The organism is Vibrio mangrovi (assembly GCF_024346955.1).
Lineage (GTDB): Bacteria > Pseudomonadota > Gammaproteobacteria > Enterobacterales > Vibrionaceae > Vibrio > Vibrio mangrovi.
In genome coordinates this window covers 2,528,322-2,548,216 of sequence record NZ_AP024883.1, presented here as the reverse complement: position 1 = coordinate 2,548,216, position 19,895 = coordinate 2,528,322, and the positions used below count along the sequence as shown (strand labels likewise).

The 19,895-nt window shown below is 40.6% G+C and carries 16 protein-coding genes; 9 read left to right on the top strand and 7 right to left on the bottom strand.

What is annotated here, in order from left to right:
* Positions 1 to 50: 50 nt before the first annotated feature.
* From xni to queF, 5 genes are all read right to left on the bottom strand, one after another.
* A complete protein-coding gene (gene xni / locus OCU74_RS11355; RefSeq protein WP_087479835.1) occupies positions 51 to 833 on the bottom strand; it encodes a flap endonuclease Xni in 783 nt (260 codons plus the stop codon).
* Positions 834 to 916: 83 nt separating this feature from the next.
* Positions 917 to 2,281 (bottom strand): nucleotide 5'-monophosphate nucleosidase PpnN, encoded by a 1,365-nt coding sequence (gene ppnN, locus OCU74_RS11350; RefSeq protein ID WP_087479834.1) that lies wholly within the window; start codon positions 2,279 to 2,281, stop codon positions 917 to 919.
* A 193-nt stretch (positions 2,282 to 2,474) separates the two neighbouring features.
* Positions 2,475 to 4,043 carry a GGDEF domain-containing protein gene (locus OCU74_RS11345; RefSeq protein WP_087479833.1) on the bottom strand — a complete coding sequence of 523 codons (1,569 nt, stop codon included), beginning with the start codon at positions 4,041 to 4,043 and terminating at the stop codon, positions 2,475 to 2,477.
* A 160-nt stretch (positions 4,044 to 4,203) separates the two neighbouring features.
* Positions 4,204 to 6,486, bottom strand: coding sequence for a tetratricopeptide repeat protein (locus tag OCU74_RS11340; RefSeq protein WP_087479832.1), 2,283 nt, complete (start codon positions 6,484 to 6,486; stop codon positions 4,204 to 4,206).
* A gap of 17 nt (positions 6,487 to 6,503) precedes the next feature.
* A complete protein-coding gene (queF, locus tag OCU74_RS11335; protein ID WP_087479831.1) occupies positions 6,504 to 7,349 on the bottom strand; it encodes an NADPH-dependent 7-cyano-7-deazaguanine reductase QueF in 846 nt (281 codons plus the stop codon).
* 194 nt (positions 7,350 to 7,543) lie between these two features.
* On the opposite strand from queF, the gene syd reads away from it, so the two are divergent.
* Positions 7,544 to 8,110, top strand: coding sequence for a SecY-interacting protein (syd, locus tag OCU74_RS11330; protein WP_087480125.1), 567 nt, complete (start codon positions 7,544 to 7,546; stop codon positions 8,108 to 8,110).
* 418 nt (positions 8,111 to 8,528) lie between these two features.
* Here the strand turns inward: syd and OCU74_RS11325 are convergent, their stop codons facing one another.
* Positions 8,529 to 9,371, bottom strand: coding sequence for a helix-turn-helix domain-containing protein (locus OCU74_RS11325; RefSeq protein WP_087479830.1), 843 nt, complete (start codon positions 9,369 to 9,371; stop codon positions 8,529 to 8,531).
* A gap of 1,003 nt (positions 9,372 to 10,374) precedes the next feature.
* Here OCU74_RS11325 and OCU74_RS11320 point away from each other — a divergent pair.
* The 8 genes from OCU74_RS11320 to OCU74_RS11285 are packed head-to-tail and all read left to right on the top strand — an operon-like array spanning position 10,375 to position 18,517.
* The gene (locus OCU74_RS11320) at positions 10,375 to 11,289 is read left to right on the top strand and encodes a peptidase (RefSeq protein WP_143693121.1); all 915 of its coding nucleotides are present in this window, start codon (positions 10,375 to 10,377) and stop codon (positions 11,287 to 11,289) included.
* 19 nt (positions 11,290 to 11,308) lie between these two features.
* The gene (locus OCU74_RS11315; RefSeq protein ID WP_087479828.1) at positions 11,309 to 12,973 is read left to right on the top strand and encodes a GH3 family domain-containing protein; all 1,665 of its coding nucleotides are present in this window, start codon (positions 11,309 to 11,311) and stop codon (positions 12,971 to 12,973) included.
* A gap of 39 nt (positions 12,974 to 13,012) precedes the next feature.
* Complete coding sequence (locus OCU74_RS11310; RefSeq protein ID WP_087479827.1) at positions 13,013 to 13,831, top strand: alpha/beta hydrolase; 819 nt, start codon at positions 13,013 to 13,015, stop codon at positions 13,829 to 13,831.
* Complete coding sequence (locus OCU74_RS11305) at positions 13,821 to 14,933, top strand: enolase C-terminal domain-like protein (protein WP_087479826.1); 1,113 nt, start codon at positions 13,821 to 13,823, stop codon at positions 14,931 to 14,933. Before OCU74_RS11310 ends, OCU74_RS11305 begins: the two co-directional genes overlap by 11 nt.
* Positions 14,923 to 16,632 (top strand): thiamine pyrophosphate-binding protein, encoded by a 1,710-nt coding sequence (locus OCU74_RS11300; protein WP_087479825.1) that lies wholly within the window; start codon positions 14,923 to 14,925, stop codon positions 16,630 to 16,632. The genes OCU74_RS11305 and OCU74_RS11300 overlap by 11 nt, the downstream gene beginning before the upstream one ends.
* On the top strand, positions 16,633 to 17,346 hold the full coding sequence (locus OCU74_RS11295; RefSeq protein ID WP_087479824.1) for a 2-phosphosulfolactate phosphatase: 714 nt from the start codon (positions 16,633 to 16,635) through the stop codon (positions 17,344 to 17,346).
* A gap of 11 nt (positions 17,347 to 17,357) precedes the next feature.
* Complete coding sequence (locus OCU74_RS11290; protein ID WP_087479823.1) at positions 17,358 to 17,648, top strand: YciI family protein; 291 nt, start codon at positions 17,358 to 17,360, stop codon at positions 17,646 to 17,648.
* Positions 17,649 to 17,650: 2 nt separating this feature from the next.
* Positions 17,651 to 18,517, top strand: a complete 867-nt coding sequence (locus OCU74_RS11285) for an NAD(P)-dependent oxidoreductase (protein ID WP_087479822.1) — start codon at positions 17,651 to 17,653, stop codon at positions 18,515 to 18,517.
* 106 nt (positions 18,518 to 18,623) lie between these two features.
* Here the strand turns inward: OCU74_RS11285 and OCU74_RS11280 are convergent, their stop codons facing one another.
* Positions 18,624 to 19,820, bottom strand: a complete 1,197-nt coding sequence (locus tag OCU74_RS11280; protein ID WP_087479821.1) for a multidrug effflux MFS transporter — start codon at positions 19,818 to 19,820, stop codon at positions 18,624 to 18,626.
* Positions 19,821 to 19,895: the final 75 nt, after the last annotated feature.

The following is a 19,895-nucleotide window of genomic DNA, read 5'->3' as shown; positions in this document are numbered from 1 at the left end:
ATCAAGTCCGTTTCGTTCTCTGTGTCTGGCAGAGAACGATACTTCCTGCTTTATGAGGACGATACCAGAGGCTGAAAGCGGATATCCTGCAGGTTAAATCCAAGCTGGATATCTGTTTTCAGTGTGGCTACTGCTTTGCTCTGTCGGGCCAGCTCTATATGTTCCGCCAGTTTTTTCCGGTACTTTTCTGCAAGCTCTGCACTCTGATAAGCCTGTTCAATATCGGTAAACTGATTGAGAATCTCTTTGGCAGCTTTCGGACCGATCCCCGGAACACCACTAACCTGACTGGAGCTAATCCCCGTCAATCCCCAATAATCGGTCAGCTGTTCGGGCCGGACGCCAAACTCTTGTTCAATGAAGCCCTGATCCAGCCAGCGGTGCTGGAAGTAATCCCGGATTCTGAGTGTCGGGGATAGCAACTGACAGTATCCTTTATCTGTTGAAACGATTGTGACCTGCTCCTGATGACTGGCAACTTTGGTTGCCAGTGTTGCGACCAGATCATCTGCCTCATCTCCACTGGAGAGTAAGGAGTCAATTCCAATATCCCACCAGGCCTGCTGAATGGTATCCATGTTTGTCCTCAGGACTTCAGGCATCGGCTGGCGTTTCTCTTTATAGCGGGGAATCAGCTCTGCACGCCAGCCCCGATCATCCGAATCATGATCAAATACGGCAATGATATGCGTGGGGGAAGTTTCCTGAATAATCTTGCTTAAAGTCCGGGTTGTGGTCTGAATAGTTCTTTCGATATCTTCAGCGTCAGGCTGAGCCGAATGAACTCTGCGGATAAGGTTTAGTGCATCGATAATGACAAGGTGTAGTGACATCACAATTCTTGGATCATAAGGATATTGAAATAAGGGCCGAAGCCCTTATTGTAGTGGATTCCGGGATAGCCGGGCAACACGTTCTAGCTATCTGCAATTTTATAGCAAGGTTCGTAGGCGTGACCTCCGGGTAACTTCATCCGGTGTTGCTGGACGAAATCTTTCAGAAGCTTATCCATTTTCTGCATGATTCTCCGATCGCCATCGATCAGGAAGGGGCCATGCTGCTCAATCTCTCGGATGCCTTCTGCTTTTACATTTCCTGCCACAATTCCGGAGAATGCTTTACGCAGGTTTGCTGCAAGCACTTCCGGCTTTTGATCGGGATGAAGGTCAAGATTAGCCATCGAGTGATGATTCGGGACAAACGGCAACTGAAACTCCGAATCGATTTTCAGAGACCAGTTGAAACTATAGGCATCCCCGTTTTCTTTTCTGTGCTGGCGGACAACCGGCATCGATTCATTCATCAGACGGGCAACCTGAGCCGGATCATCAATGACGATTTTATAGTGTTTTCGTGCTACATCACCCAGCGTTTCAGCGATGAATTGATCGATTGAGCGGAAATAAGCTTCACTCTCTTTCGGGCCGGTCAGAATGATTGGTAGTGGCTGATCGGCATTTTCCGGATGCATCATGATGCCAAGAATATAGAGTAATTCTTCAGCAGTTCCCGGGCCTCCGGGAAAGATGACAATACCATGGGCCATCCGGACAAATGCTTCCAGACGTTTCTCGATGTCCGGCATAATGATCAGTTCATTTACGATCGGGTTGGGCGGCTCGGCAGCAATAATCGATGGTTCTGTCAGGCCAATATAACGGGCATTTTTGTAGCGTTGTTTGGCGTGACCGATCGCCGCACCTTTCATCGGACCTTCCATTGCACCCGGACCACAACCGGTACAGATGTTCAGTTCACGCAGGCCGAGTTCATTGCCTACCTCTCTGGTGTACTGATATTCGACCGGATTGATTGAGTGTCCACCCCAGCAGACGACCAGATTAGGCGTTATTCCGGGAATGAGCGTTCGGGCATTACGCAGAATATCGAAAACCAGGTTGGTACTATAAACTGAATCTGTCAGGTTATAACGCTGGCTGTCAGCGACATGCATGTTGACATAAACAATGTCACGCAGGACAGAGCAGAGGTGTTCCTGAATACCTTTGATAATATCGCCGTCGACAAAGGCGTGTTCCGGTGGTTCGATTAGTTCCAGTTTGATGCCCCGTTCTCTCCGGAGTACGTTGACATCGAAATCTTGATATTTATCCAACAATTCTTTGGAGTTGTCGGTATGGCTTCCTGAGTTCAGAACCGCCAGTGTGCAGTTTCTGTATAGCTGGTAAAGGTCACCGCTGGATGCTGTTTTTTTCAGGCGTTCGACTTCAATCTGCGAGAGCAGATCCATACTTCCGGTTGGGCTGATATGAGTAATCATGAAGGCCTCCTTTATAATAAGTACGGAATGATGATGGTCTTCTTTGTGAGTTGAGGCTAATGATAAATGCGCACAATAACTGCATGATTTTACAGTAACAATCTAGTCTGTTCATAATTCACTAGGGAAACAATATAAGCGTTATATGTGACAAATGTCACGTCTTTACCTAGGTTTGGTTAAAAAATGTTCATTATTGTTTCCAGATGATTTGATTTGGTCCTGCTTTTTTGGCTTCCTGAAGTGAGCGGTAAACTTGCTCAAGAACTTCGTCTGGTGTATCACCTTCCTGAAATGCGGCACTGGCACCACTTAGGGTGATCGTCAGATTTTTATCTTTAAATTTGAAAGGCAGGTTCTCAACGTGGTGCTGAATATTCTGCACCAACAGGCGACTTTCCTGTTCGGCTCTGTCCGGCATAATAATCATGAATTCTTCCCCGGAGAAACGGGCAACTGTATCGGTTTCGGACAATTCTTTCAGTATGGTTCTGGCGATGATCTTCAGCGCTTTATCACCGGCTGAGTAACCGAAGCTCTGATTCAATACTTTAAAGTTGTCGATATCAAGCAGAACAACCCGGAGCGGATGCTGCGTTTTAATCCAGCGGTGATACTCCAGTTCCAGACGATCATGGAATGCAGCCCGGTTATACACTTTGGTTAATGGATCCTGCAGCATTCTTTGTGCCTGATCTTCGAGTCGGCAGCGATAGTCCTGAGTCGATTCATACAGGGATTCCATCTGATTTCTGGTATATTCCATCCGTTCGATCAGTGCCTGTTCACGTTGTTCTGCATGAGTCAATCGCTCGGACAGGGAAGTTAGCTGAGCCAGTAATGGTGATAAGCCTGATTTCAATGCAGCATAATCATGTTGTTCTTTAAGAACCTGATTGCTTTTGGTCATGAGTTTGCTGAGTTCCTGATTCATTTCCTGACGATGTGACAGGTAACTCTGGTTCTGCTGAATGCTCTGTCTGGAGCTTTTCAGATGTGTTGCCAGAGACGTGTTGACCTGTTCAAGAAATCGTTCCGATTTTTTACGCTCATGGGTTGTTCCTTCGACAACCAGACGTAAAACTTCCAGAGTCAGCTCCAGTAACGTATGGGGTGAGACTCCGACCAGTAATTTAGCCCGGATGTCCATCAACACATCACCGGATTCTCCCTCGAAATCCAGTTCGGTAATCAGTGTCTGCAATTCATCAGATAATTGTGCCTGAAGTTCTTTTTCGGCAGTGTGATCGATGGTTTGTCCGGAATGATTCGGATTGGTTGCAATAATCTTGACCGAGCGTTCGTAGAGACTCAGAAGTCTCACGGCCTGCTCTGAATTAGGGGAAGTATGAACAGAAGACACGTTCAGCAAATCCCGGAGATCCCGTTTTACTTTTGAAGGTAAACCTGGGATTCTCAACAAAGTCTCTCCGCCATGGCGAATATGGCGTTCAAGGTTGGTCGTCTGTTTTTCCATAGTCAACGTCTGTTGTTTTAGCATGTGTTCGATCACTGCTAATCTGGGAATTAGTGTACTTACGTCCGGTTGTTGTTCTATCAGTTCTTTCAGACGTAACAGCTGGTGATTCAGCGCATCATTGTCACTGCAACAGGCAGATGACAGAGAAGCGATCAATCGTTTCAGCACACTTTGCTCCCTTTTAAATTTGAACGAAGTCTCTTTGTGTGTCAAACGAACTTTACTGAGTTGGGACTTTAGCTGATGCAACTCAGTCTGAATATTTGATTCAAACGTACCCATGAATTACCAAATTGATAGACCCGGACCTCATCAGGTAAAGCACCTGCGGTGCGATATGGTTCCGGGGAAAGACAACAAATGTTCAGCTGTGAATAACAACTGACGTTTTTTTATTTTTAAGGCGTGCTTTAAACCGGTGAGCCAGCACGCTCTGGTTATTCTATGTGTCCTTAAGCAGATTCTTCATGCTTTCCTCATTTTTATGTGAAGAATGGACTTTGATCAAGCCCTGGCTGATTGCCTGTTGGCAGGCCTGACGAATATTATCTGAAGCAAAACTGGCTGCCGGAGCATTATCGATGGCTTTCAGATAGACCCAGTGACTGGTTTCTTCGGAGATACTGAGTTCTCTCGAAGCACTGGTCGCCATCAGCAATATGTCTAATAGCTCCTTTTCACTGATAGCCGTGTATGCTTTGGGCAGGAAAGGGTAATCAGCAATGCCTATCCGAATAATCCGGTTGAGCTGGCTTGATGGCTGGAATTCATTGACCCATTCCTGAATTTTTTCGAATAATGCCTGTGGAGAAGTGTCACCAGCCGAATCATCTTGCAGGTAATTGTTTTCCACATAGATCAAATTTGCATCGGTAAAGTGAAACAGGCGGGTATGCTCATCCAGCTTGTCTTGTAAATATTCACCGAATGCCAGTTCTAACTTCAGTCCTTCGGTGTAACCATGCTGAAGATACATGTTTCTCAGAAAGGGAATATCGATCATCGCAAAGCGCAGCCGATCACTGAGTGGTTCGTGGATCAGTTCCCCGATGTGCCATTGCTCGTAGGTATGGCTACTCTTTTGCAGTGATGAAGAAAGATCCTCATTCAGCATGCGCAGATTATTCAGATGGGAGCGGGAATGAGTGAACAGATGATTGTTGAGGTATTCAATCTCCTCGCTTTGTTTCCGGATCACATAACCACGGCGCAAAATGAGCAGGAAGAAGATGAATCCGGCGGTGAAAAGGCCGTAAGCGATATTCTGTAAATCCCGGTAGCGTTTCTCCTGTTGTTGCAGAGCCCGATCCTGACCGGCAAGATGCAGGGTCTGTTCAACAAAGGTTTTCTGTTGTTTGAATGCTTCTTCACTGATGTGATTGAGCTGATTCTGGAGTGCCTGACTGAGTTGATTATACTGGCGCGAATAGTTCAGGGCTTCCAGATAATGCCCCTGTTGTTCGGATGCCTCAGAAAGCAAAGTGAAGGCTTGCATCAGGGTCTGGTTGTCCTGAGTAGACTTGGCCAGTTCGGTTGACTGGAGTGCCAGTTTGATCGCCTGTACTGGTTTCTTCTGATAGAAGGCAATACCGGCTTTCAATAGCAAAGCCTGTCCTTTTAACTGAGGAAAATCAAACTGCTCCAGCAATGGTTCAACGGCAGAGAGATAATCTTCAGCGAGTGGGTAGTTATACAGTTGCATGTAAGTTGAAGCCAGACGAATGCGTACTGCAATGAATAACTGCATGTTATGTTGTGTGACAGAATGATCCAGCACATTCAGGTAATACACCAGTGCCAGATTGAATTTACTTTGCTGGGAGTAGATGTCACCCATACGTTTCAGGATATCAACCAGCACCGGGGATTCTTCGTAAGAATCATAAAAATCGGCAGCCTGAGCCAGATATAGCAGTGCTTTGTCCAGAACTTTTCGTTCATAAAACAGCTGTGCAAGCAGTGAATTGGTCATCGCCAGCAAAGCTCCATCATTAGATTCCAGTGCACTCCAGTAGGCGGTTAGCAGTTCTGACAGCGCTTTATTGTACCGTTTATGATTCAGGTAATGTTGTCCGACCTGAATGTGGTACTCAATCGGCCTTTTTACCGACTGAGTGGTTGTGATATAGGCTTTTGCCTGTTCATAGCGACTTTCTGCCAGATCGGTGTCATTTGATTTGGAAGCAATCTCAGCCAGAAGCATCAATGTCTTATAGCGAATTCCTTTGCCTAGTTGTTCCGAATTCTTGAGTTTTGCCAGTGTATCTGAAAGGTGGCTTAGCTGCTGGCGAGCCAGTTGTGCATCATGGTTGAGTATCCAGTTCAGACGGATTTCCAACTGGCGGACTTCTATTTCCAGATAAGGTAACTGATACTGTTTTGTCAGTGCTATTGCACTTTTCAGGTAACGTAAGGATTCATCGTAGTATCCTTGCCGGAATAGTGCCTGAGCCAGAATTTCCAGAGCTTCTACACTGGAGTTGGGGGTTCGGATCAGATTGTCTGCATTTTCACTGGTAATCTTCGACGGTGTTTTTTCATTGGTATCGGATAACGTCCTTTTCGTCAGATAAGCCGATGTCAGTGACTGAGCTTCTTTGGGAGAGATATCCAGAAGCAGGCTGGCTTCTTCCAGTGTCGGAGATGTGTAGGCACCGGCGTACACGACAGTACAGGTACTGATAAGAATCCATAAAACCAGAGCGTTCCAGACAGCTTTTATCATTTGAGTTCCCAGCTTGTTTACTGACGTGCCATACGCAGAACACTTGCCGGGTGGCTGTCTTCCGTTGAACGATAAGGATTAATATCCAGTCCGCCTCTGCGGGTATAGCGGGCATACACGGTCAGTGACTGAGGCTGACAGTACTTCATCAGATCCGTAAAAATCCGTTCCACACACTGTTCGTGAAATTCATTATGTTCGCGAAAAGAAACCAGATAGCGAAGCAATGCTTCACGATTGATCTGTTTGCCGCGGTAATGAATTTCGACACTGCCCCAGTCCGGTTGACTGGTAATCAGACAATTTGATTTCAACAGGTGACTATGTAGTGTTTCGTCAACGAAGTTTTCTCCGGTTGCCTGTTCCAGATAGGCTGCATTAAATGCGTATTGTTCGATTTCAATTTCCTGCTCATCAATACATTCGCCTTCCATGGTCACAATATGCTGATGGGTGAAGTCGGCAACATGTCTCAGATTGACGGTAACTTCCTCTCCGGCACAGTCAGATAGATCTGCACTTAACCGGGACTGAACTTCCTGCCAGTCGGTGAACTTCGTCTGATTATAACTATTCAGATACAGTTTAAATGATTTGGATTCAATCAGGTTCGGACTGGTCGCGGGGATCGAAACATAGCCGATAGCAACCTGTGGTAATCCTTTACTGTTCAGCCAGGACAGTTCATAGAGCGTCCAGAGATCACAGCCCTGAAATGGCAGAGGTGCAGACAACTGAAGATCATCTCTGTTCAGACTGCGGGGAACAGCTTGCAGCAGGGAAGGATCATAGTGACTCGAATACTGTGTGTTCTGACCCAGTTTCAGGTCTGCTAATGCTTCGGTATCAGAATATTTGCTCATACTCAGGACTAAATTCGTTTAGAATACCGGGAATTTTACGCAATCCACTTGCTGATGTCATCAAGGGTTGTGTTTGTCTTGGTGAAATGATCGGTAATTTGCCGGGAAAAGCCATTAATGAGAGATGTACTGTTACTATCTTTAATATGATTTAAAGAAAAATGACGGGATGTCTGTCTGATGCGGAGAATATCATGAGTGAAACCGTTCCATTGTCCCTGACACAGTTCTGTCAGCGTTATTTGTCGGCATATCAACAGAAATACGACACTTTGCCCGTAAATACGGAGTTGGCAGACTGGCCTTCTCCTTGTGTCGTTGCAACTGGTGAATGTGCTGTTTCGGCAGAAGGTGATGCGGTATGCTGGCAGCCGGTTCGCCGGACGGAACCTGCGGTTTTTTCAAACCTCGAGCAGGCAATTGAGCTGGATCTGCATGAAGATATCAAAGCGTTTTACGGGAGTCAGTTCTGTGCGGATATCGATGCCAGCTGGCAAGGTCATCCTCTGACACTGCTACAGGTGTGGAATGACGATGATTTCGTCCGGTTACAGGAAAATATGTTAGGCCACCTTGTCACCCAGCGCCGTTTAAAACTGAAGCCGACAGTATTTATTGCCTCAACCGATGCTGAGCTGGATGTTATTTCTGTCTGTAATCTGAGTGGTGAAGTCATCTTGGAGCGGCTGGGAACCTCGCAACGGGATGTTCTGGCACCGACGCTGGATGCTTTTCTGGAACAGTTAGAGCCGGTGGTGTAATTGATGTAGTTACTTTCCTTTCCGGGGGAACCGAGGCAATATAAACTAGAAAACAGGTAGCAGAAGAAGCTCCGTGGGGAAAACCAACTGTTCCGAGGCTTCGATTGCTTTTATATTGAAGCTGCCAGAAACGAAGACAATAGCCCTCGAAACATATTGTCGTATACTGGACATATCGAAGCCACTTTTTACAACTGGAAAAAGTGCAATAGTAGTCTTGGTGCCTCTGAACTTCGTCGGTAAAGCCGTTTGAAGAAGATAATAGTTACCTAGAGAGGATACTTACCTCTCAGAGTTTAGGCAAACAAGTGCTACAAAGTGTGTTGGCAAAAAGTTTAAAACCAGTGGTAATAAGTGACTATTGAAGTTAAGGCGTTTAATTTTGTCTGTTCGATAGTAATATCTTACTTTAAGTCGGTCATATCTGTAGTACCTTTTTTAATCTTTCTTTATCTGTATCATTTTGTGGGTGATAAATATTAAGTCTGCTGCTGGAATCACCATTAATATTCCACCAAAGCTGTTTATCTAACATTATCGAACCAAGCTGGGCGTGTTCATATACATATGAAAGTTCTTCCGGTTGTAGAACAGTGTTATCAAGCCAAGCTTGCTCAAACGTAGACGAAAGCTCGATAAAACTATCTATCTTTTGATCTAAAACTATGTCATCAGGGCGTCTTGCCAGCGCATTTCTGAGAAATCCAGCCATCCGAGTAATTTGTATTTTTAATTTATCTTCGTCATTGATATGCAGAAATTTCTGCCATTCTGGGTTAGTAATAGTTAAGTGCAAGTAGTTTTTCTCTTCTGGAATAAGAGAATCGAAAGAAAAACCTATCATCAGATTAAACGCCTCGTTGCACGAGACAATATCCAGATAGTCATTCATCAATAGTGCAGGGAATGGATTTAGCTGAAGAAGTAAATGAAATGTGTGATCTGAAATTGTACGGCATGGGTCATTTGTCGTCTTTACCTGAAAAGAAACTAAGTTACAAATATATTCATATTCTGACTTAGTTAATTTCAGAGTGTTTGATATTGCTGTAAGAACTTGTGGTGAGATACCCGTTACCTGACCACGCTCAATCTTACTATACCAAATTGTACTAATGCCGGAATTATATGCTACATCATCTCTTCTTAACCCTTTGGTCCTTGATCTTAATGGTTTTGGTAAACCAATAGTTTCAGGTTGAATACTCTCTCTCTTAGCTCGTAAGAAATTGCCTAATAATTTTAGGTTATCCTGATGCATTGATTGCTTATCCTATATAATTTATATGTGTCTACTATTATCTGTACAATATAAAACACTACTCATAATGTCCATATTTAATTAAATCATTAGTGCTTACTGAGTTGGTGTATAGCAACCTCATCCTACTTCTGTTGTTTCATCCAGTGATGAAGCGTCATCTCTCTGAGATCAAGAGAGACAGATTTCAGAAATGGAGTAACCCTAAATAACTGTTCCTAAATGTGATACATCTCCCCAAGCTCAGATACAGTAAGGGATTCGATTTCTGTTAACACAGAACCCATTTCAAGCAGAAACTCCGGAGACAACACATCGTTGCTAAAAATCCGTTCAAACATAGTAAGTGGAGCATAATTAGGAACAGTTATTTAGTCGGAAACCAGGCATGAGACCTAGAATTTAAATTTTGCTGAGAATGAGCGACGTTATTTTATCATTGAACACATCTTTCTGGATGATAGATCTATCGCCTTAAATTGTGTTTGGGATCGTGAAAGATCTATAGTAAAACGGATTGCTCAATTACTGTATGGATTTATATTAGCTGATACTATTTCCCAATAAAAACTGAAAATTTGATAGATGACTAATGAGGTTTATTTAGGTTGTTATTTCTATGAAAAGTTATTTTTGAAATGGGCTTGTTAATAATGAATTTGTGAATTGAAATTATAACCATGTGATAATTTAAAGCAAACCATATCAATAGCCACAAATGAATTTGTAACTATTGATATGGTTTGCTTTTTTATTGAAAATTAAACGTATAAATCTTGGGAATATATAAATAACAATACTTAAATTATTATCCAGATATAAAATATAGATATACTTTTTATATATATAAGTGTTTGAATATTATTGATTTTATTCTGTTTTTGTATTGACATTTGAGTTTTGTAATGTGTAATCTAAGAATGCTCGTTAACTAGGGTGATATATTTTTATCGGTCTAAATTTTATATTAATTGTTTTATTAATGAAGTTGGAGATGTTAGTTATGTTTGAAAGATCCAAACAGGCTCTTATTAGTGTCGGTCTTCCTGATACAGATAGTCGGGATGATAATAAAGCAAAAGAATTTTCTGCTGGTGGGCATTATGGAATTGAATTATCCAGTATGAATAATTTCTCTATTTTGGAGAGAGCTTTGGGACTCTCAGATGATTATGAATTGAATGTAACAAGGTTTATTGAATGTCGTGGTGTAATGCGTTTGCCGGATGCAGAGATCAAGGATATGGCGCAACTTTGCCAGGACAGAAAAAAAGGGTTGGTTCTTTCTATTGGTCCACGTGCAACCAATGATATTGGTGCTTTCTCTTATTGTGAAAATGGGAAACGTGTCGGGTATAGAAACCGAGGCATCGATGGTCTTAAATATGCTTTGGAAGAGGTTTTTCGAGGAATTGAATTGGGTATTACTGGCTTTCTTATTTACGATGAAGGACTTCTATACGTCCTTAATCAAATGAGAAAAGATGGTTCGATTCCAAAATATATTCAGTTCAAATACTCTGTTCATGCGGCATGTTGTAATCCCGCATCTGCGAAACTATTAACTGAAAATGGTAGTGATACTATTAATTTAACACCTACTGTGAGCATAGATATGATAGCGTCATTTCGTAAAGCGGTATCGATTCCATTTGATGTATTCTCAGACACTGCCAAAGCAGCTGGTGGTTTTATCCGTACATATGAAATCCCAGAAATAATCCGTGTTGCAGCTCCTGTATTTATTAAATGTGGGCCAATATCTCAACCAACACAAAATCATTTACCTAGCGATGTGGAAATTGTTGAACGTGTTAAGCAAGCAAGAAATGTGTATGAACATATTAATAGACATTATCCAGAAGCACGTCTGGTAAATCCTGATGAACCATCCATCTGTATTCCAAATTGCCACTAAATAGAGAAAGGAACTAATCATGAAAGGTAATGAATGGGTTGAATATTGGGATAAACGAGTAAATGGATTTAAAAACTACTGTTTTGAGCAGAAGGCTACTTTCTTAAAAGCGGTTTCTGACCCAGAAAGTACAGAGGAACGTGTATTCCAAGATATTATTCAAAGTATAGATAAGTCTACATACTGGAAATCTCAAGATATCGGTAACTTGAAATCAATCGTCAGTTTTAAAAAAATGGTTCCTATAAGATCATATAATGGCTATCTAAATGAGATTGATGAGGAAATCAATAGTAAAGGAGGATATCTCAGTAATGGTGGTTTAGTACGATTCTTAAAGACCAGCGGCACCACCAACAAATCGAAAAGAATTCCGTACACTGAACACTGGGTTGCTGAATATCGGACGAAGGCCCTTGGTGTACTGTGGGCTAGTTACCTGGAAAAGTGTCCGGAAATTCTGGAAAGTCCGTACTCCGTGTTAGATACACAAACAATCCGAGAAATTCCAACTGAATTTGAAAATGGAATTCCGTGCCAGGGGATAACAAATAGGAACCCTTTAGTCGGGAATAATGATTGGGATGTTCCTTGGTACAATGCACCCTGGATGATGGATGATGTTCCGAGTGATTATGATAGTAGGATGTATATCCGAATACGGTATTTAATTGAACATGATGTTAAGTTCATCTCTGCGATCAATCCAAGTACCTTAATTGCACTACACAGTCATATAATTAAAAATAAGGAACGTCTAATTAATGAACTTAAATTGGGGACTGTATTAGGTAAACAGAAATTAAAACCTAATCCGGATGTTGCTCAAAAGCTTGAAACGTTTGATAAAAATCTTCCTGTTACCTATCTATGGGAAAATCTGAAGCTCATTAGTTGCTGGACCATTTCTTCAGCAGCATTATATAAAGGTGTTTTGGATATATTATATCCAAACGTAAATGTACTTCCATTCATGACCTGTGGTTCCGAGGGCGTCGTCACTCTGCCTAATACTGCAAACAATGAAGTCGGCTTGTTGGCTATAACACAAGGGCTCTATGAATTTTTACCTGCAGAGCAAGATCTAGATGATGTTCTTGGAGTCGCGACACCGGACACTCTAAACTTTAGACAACTTACTCTCGGGAAAGAGTATCACTTAATACACTCACAGGCGAATGGTCTGCTTCGTCAGGCAGTTGGTGATATCTTTAAAGTCGTTGGGTTTGACAATGGAGTGCCGAGATTAGAATTTACTCGCAGAAATGGTATTTTTCACTCATTTACCGGTGAGAAAATCACTGAAACCCAAATGCTTGATGCTATTCAGTTTGCTTATAAGGAAAATCATCTTAAGGCAAATCTATTTATGTGTTTCCCTGTGTGGAAGGATACTCCTCAGTACAAGATTTATATTGAAACGACAGGTAACGAGCAATTGCCAGACAAACACAATATCAGTACCGATATAGATCAGTATATTTGCTCTGTAAATGAGGAATATAAATCTAAACGCGATAGTAAGCGCTTGGATGAGATTGATGTTGAATACCTGTTGCCTAACTCGATTGAACAATTATTAGAGCAAGAGAAGTTAAAAGGTAATTCAACACAGGCAAAATATAAACCATTACAAAGTGGAATAGAAACAATGAATTTTCTTGAAACGGTCATTGTAAGTTAATGATAAAGGGATCGTTTTTCCTTTGTCTAGGTGTAAATTATGGATATATATATAGACACTATAAATGGTGAAAATATTGCGATCTATGAGTGGAAACCTGAAGGTGAAGTTAGAGATATAGTATATTACTTTCATGGTACTCAAAGTTATTCATTGTGGTTTAATGATGTAGCAAATCAGATGGTAAAAGAGGGAGTTTATGTTATATCCATCGATAGAGTTGGATGTGGTTATAGCCCGGGAGAACGTGAACATATTAAAGATATTGATGAAACCATCACATTGTATGCTGAGTTTGTAAATCGTTATAGCCATTGGGATGTCCCAATTACGTTTATAGGGCAAAGTTTTGGAGGCGCGATATCTCTTGGAGTTTATTTCTCAAATAAATTGGAATGTGTCGTGGATAATATTGTACTTGTTACAAGTTATTTAGGGAAGCTACATAGGCTCGATGAATGTGTAAGTGTCTATAACGGTGACAAAACAAAAAAATCGCTTAATTTCAAAACACTGGACTTTACAGATGTTAATCGATATATCAGGTTTATTGATAATGATCCACTGAAATGGGACTCGATAACAAATCATTCAATATACCAATCATATTTGCTAGAAGAACGTTATCTGAAAGCTGATATAAATAAATTTAATTTGAAACAGGCTTTGTATTTATATCCGGAGTTAGATCCTTTAGTTGACGTAAACTACGCTAAAGAAATTTTCAATAAAATATTTAAAAATAGGTCAGAAACGCAATCTATTCCGTTTGATAGGCACTTTGTATGGTTTTCTTCTTACATTGATGAAGTAACAGATCGTATTATTAGCTGGATAAGGAGGTGTGATGAATATTAATATTTTTAAAATAAATCAAGACATGAAAAATAAATTTGATCATGCTGAAAGTAGGAGATCTTCTTCCGATAGTGTTGTTCTTAGATTTGAATACAAAGGTATTGAATCGATTGGAGAATCTGCACCACGTGCTTATGTTACTGGACACACGACAGATGATGTAATAGCTGAATTGAAAAGTATCAACATAATTAATCTTATTGAAGACATCTGCGTAGATGGATTTGTAGAAAGTATTTGTCGATTACAGTCAGTTCAGTTTGCTGCCTCACCTTGTACAACCTGTGTTTTAGAGATGGCTATTCTGGATTGGATTGGGAAAAAGCATAACCTACCGTTATGGAAAATACTAAATTTTATCCAGGATAGTACTGAAATATTTAATGAATTCCAGGTGACAGCAGTAATGGATTTGTCTATGTCACCTTCTGAATTTATTAAAAATCGTGGTCCTTTCCATGTCGTTAAAATAAAAATAACTAATGATGTATATGACAACGTTGAAAGAGTATCAGCTATTAGAAAGACATTGGGGGAGGACATTAAAATCATTCTAGATGCAAATATGTGTTGGACCATTGACTCAGCAGAAAAACATATACAGGCGCTTAAAAAATATAATATTCTTTATTATGAGGAGCCACTAAGTAAAGGGAGTTTCGAGAACTACCAGAAACTTAGAACATTATTTAAATGTCGAGTTATGCTCGATGAGTCAGTTTGTTCATTTTCTGATCTGGAAGATGCTATTCATTATAAATCATGTGATGCAGTCAATATTCGTATTTCTAAGAATGGTGGACTACTTTCTTCTTTAAAAATGATAAAGATATGTAGGGATAATGGTATTAAATATCAAATAGGTTCTCAGGTTGCGGAAGTTGGACCATTAATATGTGCAGGAAGACACTTACGATCGGTAAATGCCGATGTCATTACATATGAGGGGGGACAGCCTGACCGATGGTTTAGTGAGTATACTATAGAGCCTATGCCAGAGGTTAATAGAGTGAGAGGTATTGCGCATCGAATTGATAGTGCTGGTTTGGGCTGTATTTCTAATCGAAATTTAGAACGGTTGGGTAAATTGTATGAGTACTAAAGACAATTCTGTTCAAAGATATGGCTCCGATGTGATTGTCGACCTGATAAAAGCTTATGGTATTAAGCATGTTTTTTTTAACCCAGGGGCTACTATTAGAGGGCTAGAAGACTCACTGCTGCATGACAATGATATAACATTAGTTCTGTGTATGCATGAAGAGTCTGCGGTAGCAATGGCTCATGGTTATGCGAAAGTGACAGGCTTCCCAGCAGTCGTTTTACTTCATGCAAATGTGGGATTATTGAACGCTACTATGGGGATATTTAATGCTTATGTAGACCGTATTCCCATGTTAATAATTAATGGACTTGGGCCAACAGCTATTGAAGAACGAAGGCCTTGGATAGATTGGATCCACACAAATACATCACAAGCTAGTATTACGAAAGATTATGTTAGATGGTATGACCAACCAACAACTCTTGTAAGCACAGTACAATCGGTAGAAAGAGCGCTTTTATTAACTCAAGCGAAACCATCATATCCAACCTTAGTAGCAATTGATTCTTCAATACAAGAGCAGCCTACAAAGCTTGAGTTTACTTTCAATCCTGGAAAGGAATTAATTAGCCCACAGGCTAGTAATGAGATTATTCATAAACTGAGTTCATTGATCCTTGAGGCTGATTTTCCTCTATTCATTGGCAATACTTTAGGACGGTATGACGATGCTGTAAGAATTACAACAAAGGTTTGTGAATCCCTGTCTATACCGTTTATCGATTTAGGGGGAGCATATAACTTCCCAAGTAGAAGTTGTATGAATATCACCAATGATTATCGTTTCTATCTAGAACAAGCGGATCTGATAATCGCATTGGAATGCTCCGATTTACAATCTGTACTCTTTGAGCATGAAAACAACAATAGCAAGCCTATATTTAATACTGAGGCCGGAATTGTAAAAATAGGGATAAATGATTTTTTTGTTAATAGTGAGGTGTGTGATTATTTCGAACTGCAAAATACTTGTTTAAATATAGTTGGTGAAATTACTACTTCTCTTGAGCTACTGTGTGAAAGATTAAATGCCAATTTGTCTCCTGTACATCTAGGTAAAACTGAGACTCGGAAAAAAATCATTTGTAATCACACTAGGTTTAAACACCCTGATCTGGAGCAAACTACACTTTCAGTAATACTCGAATCATTCTGGAATGTTATAAGAGATAAAGACTGGATTTTGGTAAATGAACCTAGCATTAAATATGGAAAAATCATCAGACAAATCTGGGATTTTGATGATAAGCATATCCATTTGGGAAATAGTGGTGGATGTGGTTTAGGGTATGGAGTAGGAGCATCTATTGGTGCTGCCTTTGGTATAGAAGATCCAGATATTATTATTTTGTCAATGATAGGAGACGGCGATTTAAATTTTTCACCTAGCACGCTTTGGACGGCATCCCATTATAACTTACCAATCATATTCATTGTGGTAAATAACAATGGCTATGATAACACAAAAATGCACTCTAAATTTATATCTAATACTCGTGGTAGAAATACATATTCAGATTTTACTGGAAATGAATTTGATAGTCCGAAAGTTAACTACAAGGCTCTTTCTGATGCTTACGGTATCGAATTTATTGGGCGGGTTTACAATGGGATATCAGCTGAACATGAGCTGTTAAAAGCACTTCATTATAGAAAGATGAATAGGGCTCCTTCTTTAATTGAAATGGTGATTTAAATGAAAATTACAACGCTTAACTATGTGAATGATGATGCAGAAACCCTTGAAAGTTGTGTTGTGGTTATTGACCAGTTTCGAGCGACATCAACAATAGTGTCTGCTTTAGCTAATGGAGTAACTGAAGTTGTATCTTGTGAAAATTTTGAAGCTGCTGAAAAAATAAAGTTAAACCTTAAAAATAGGAATTGCTATATTGCCGCTGAATATCAAGGGAAAAAACATCCCAATGCTGATTTTAGTAATAGCCCAAGCTATTTTATAAATGACCATAAAATTACTAGATTACTTCTATCTACTACTAATGGAACCAGAGTACTAAACCGATGTTCAGGAAAAGTTGATACAATATATATTGCATCAATTCTAAATCTATCAGCTGTAGCTGAAAAATTGGTTGCAATGAGTAGTAATTTTACGCTCTACTGCTCTGGCAATAGTGGGAAATTCAGTATTGAAGATGCTTACTGTGCTGGTGGAATTATCCTAAATCTTATGAAATTAGAAACTGACATAGAACTATCACAGTCTTCAAAGAATGTTTTAGATATTTTTATGAATAATACAATTGATAGTCTAAAACATTCTCCTTCTGCAGTAAAACTACGTTCTATTGGTGCATATAAAGATGTCGAGTTCTCATTGAATTTAGATTCTTACAGTATCGTTCCGGAATTAATAAGGGGCGGTGTCATCCAGGTACCCATTAAATAACAGGTTTCATTATGTTTATAATTGAAAATACATACTTAGTAAATAAAAAAGAAATTGATAATTTGGTCCCCGAACACCGAGCCTATATGAAGGATTTATTTGACAAAGGGTTGTTTATAGCTATGGGACCACAGGTACCGAGGAATGGAGGAATTATAATATCAACTATGTCTGATAAAAGAATGCTTATTAATTTGCTTGAACAGGAGCCTCTTGTAATTAATCAGTATGTTTCATACCGGATCATTGAATTTAATCCTACTGTCGTTGGCGAAAAATATAAATTTTTACTAGGAGCATAATTATGGCAGATATTGTTTTTATTGGATTGGGACATATGGGTAGCCCTATGGCGGCCAAACTAATAGAGTCTTCTCATAATGTAGAAATCTTTGATACTAACCCGGCTGCCTACTCTCATTTTGACTCATTTAATTGTCATATAATCGACGATCTTAGTGTTGTCGACTTCAAGAAAAAAATTGTCATGTCAATGCTTCCAAATGATGAAGCTGCATTGAAGGTATTCAGCTCTGCCAACTATATAGAATCAATTGATTCTAGCACCATTAATGTTTCCATGAGCACTCTATCTTCTGAAATGGTCAGTCAGCTTCAGGAGATTCATTATACAAAGGGAGCGGTATTCATAAATTGTCCAGTCTTCGGGCGTCCAGAAACGGTTCGAGCTGGCAAGTTGTTTGGAATTCTCTCATGTAAACCAGAGCTCAAACACCAGATAGAAAACATTTTATCTAGTTTTTGTGAACGTGTGTTCTACTTCGGTTCAAAAAACGAGTCTACGGTTTTAGTTAAACTTGCAGCAAACTTTCTGGTTATTTCTGCAATTGAAGCGATTAGTGAGTCGTGTGAGTTTTTAGAAAAGAATGGATTAGACTCCAATGTATTTGTTGACATGATAACAAATAGCTTGTTTGACTGTACTGTATACCACTATCATTCGAAAAACATTGCAAATCGTGTATATTTTCCTTGTGGTTTCTCTATGGATTTGGGGCTTAAGGATATTCGTTTGTTCAACGATGAATGTGATTCTTTGAACATTAAATTACCATTTTCAAAAGTAATTGAAACACGGATTAAAGAAGGTGTAGATAAAGGGCGTAGTGAATACGATTGGGCTGCGATAAGAGAGTCATCTTACTTGTAGCTCTGAATAGCCACCGACTTGGTAGACGCTAATTAGCCTTTTTGTACTGTCCACAGCCTAACTAAAAGGTGTCTATCAAGTCGGTGGCTATTCACTTATAAACTTTCTAGTTTAGGCTACTTCGGTTTTCTGGAAGGGGACCACGACGTAGAAGTACTGTTATACTGGATAGGGTGAAAATCACCATAATCCACGACATTGTCCACGGAGTACCATCGCGGAAAAGTGCCAAAAATAGTGAAGAGATAATGCCGCTGCCATACTGTAACGAGCCGATCAGTGCTGATGCGGATCCCGCTAATGATGACGGTACGGCATCAAGTGCTGCAGTCGTTGAGGTGGCGGCGATAACCCCGTTCATTGAGAAGAATAGAAATATTGTCACGACTACAGCAACAATGCCACCGAGCTGTAGTTTTACAACCAGCGCCAGTGTAAGGGTGGCAATTGTCGCCACGGTCACGGCGACCTTAAGTAGATTTTCTAGTGGATAACGTAGCACCAGACGCCGGTTTACCAAACTCATAGCCATCACTCCGAGAATATTGAGGGCAAATAACCAGCCGTAGTATTGAGGATCAACGCCGTAAAAGCTGATATAGACAAACGGTGAGCCGGTCATAAAAGCATATGCAGCAACATAGAAAAAGGTCAGACATAACGTATAGCGCATAAATTCACGGTTACACAGTAGCATTGAGTAATTACGGAATACATTTGCTAAGGAAATTTTGACTCGGTTTTCCGGCAGGAGAGTTTCCGGGAGGGCAAATAGTGAGAAAAACATTAATCCACCAATTACCACTAATAACCAAAAGATAGCATGCCAACTGGTGACCCTTATGATTTGCCCACCTGCTAGCGGCCCGATGATGGGAGCGATGGCCATAATAAAGAGCAGAGTCGAAAGCATTTGCGCAGCTCGGGTGCGAGTGTATGAGTCGCGGATCATCGCTCGTGCCAACATGGGGCCAGTACAGGCGCCAAAAGCTTGAAATACCCGCCAGAAGACCATCTGCTGAATATCTGTTGATAGCGCACACCCGACAGAGCCGATGATAAACATTACCATCCCTATAAATAACGGTAGGCGGCGACCCAGTGTGTCACTTATCGGTCCCCACACCAGTTGTGCCAACGCAAAACCGATGAGAAAACCAGTGACAGTCAGTTCGATATCGCCCTGTAGCTCATTTGCCATTATTGGCATCGCTGGAAGATAAATATCCGTTGATAAAGACGCGAATGCCATCAACGTACTAAGGATCGCCAGAAATAGCGGTCCGTGTAATTTGTTATTCATAACATTATTTAACCTGAATGTGATTGTTTCAGTTACTGAAAGTTGTCATTAAGATGTATTTTTCTATTTAACAGT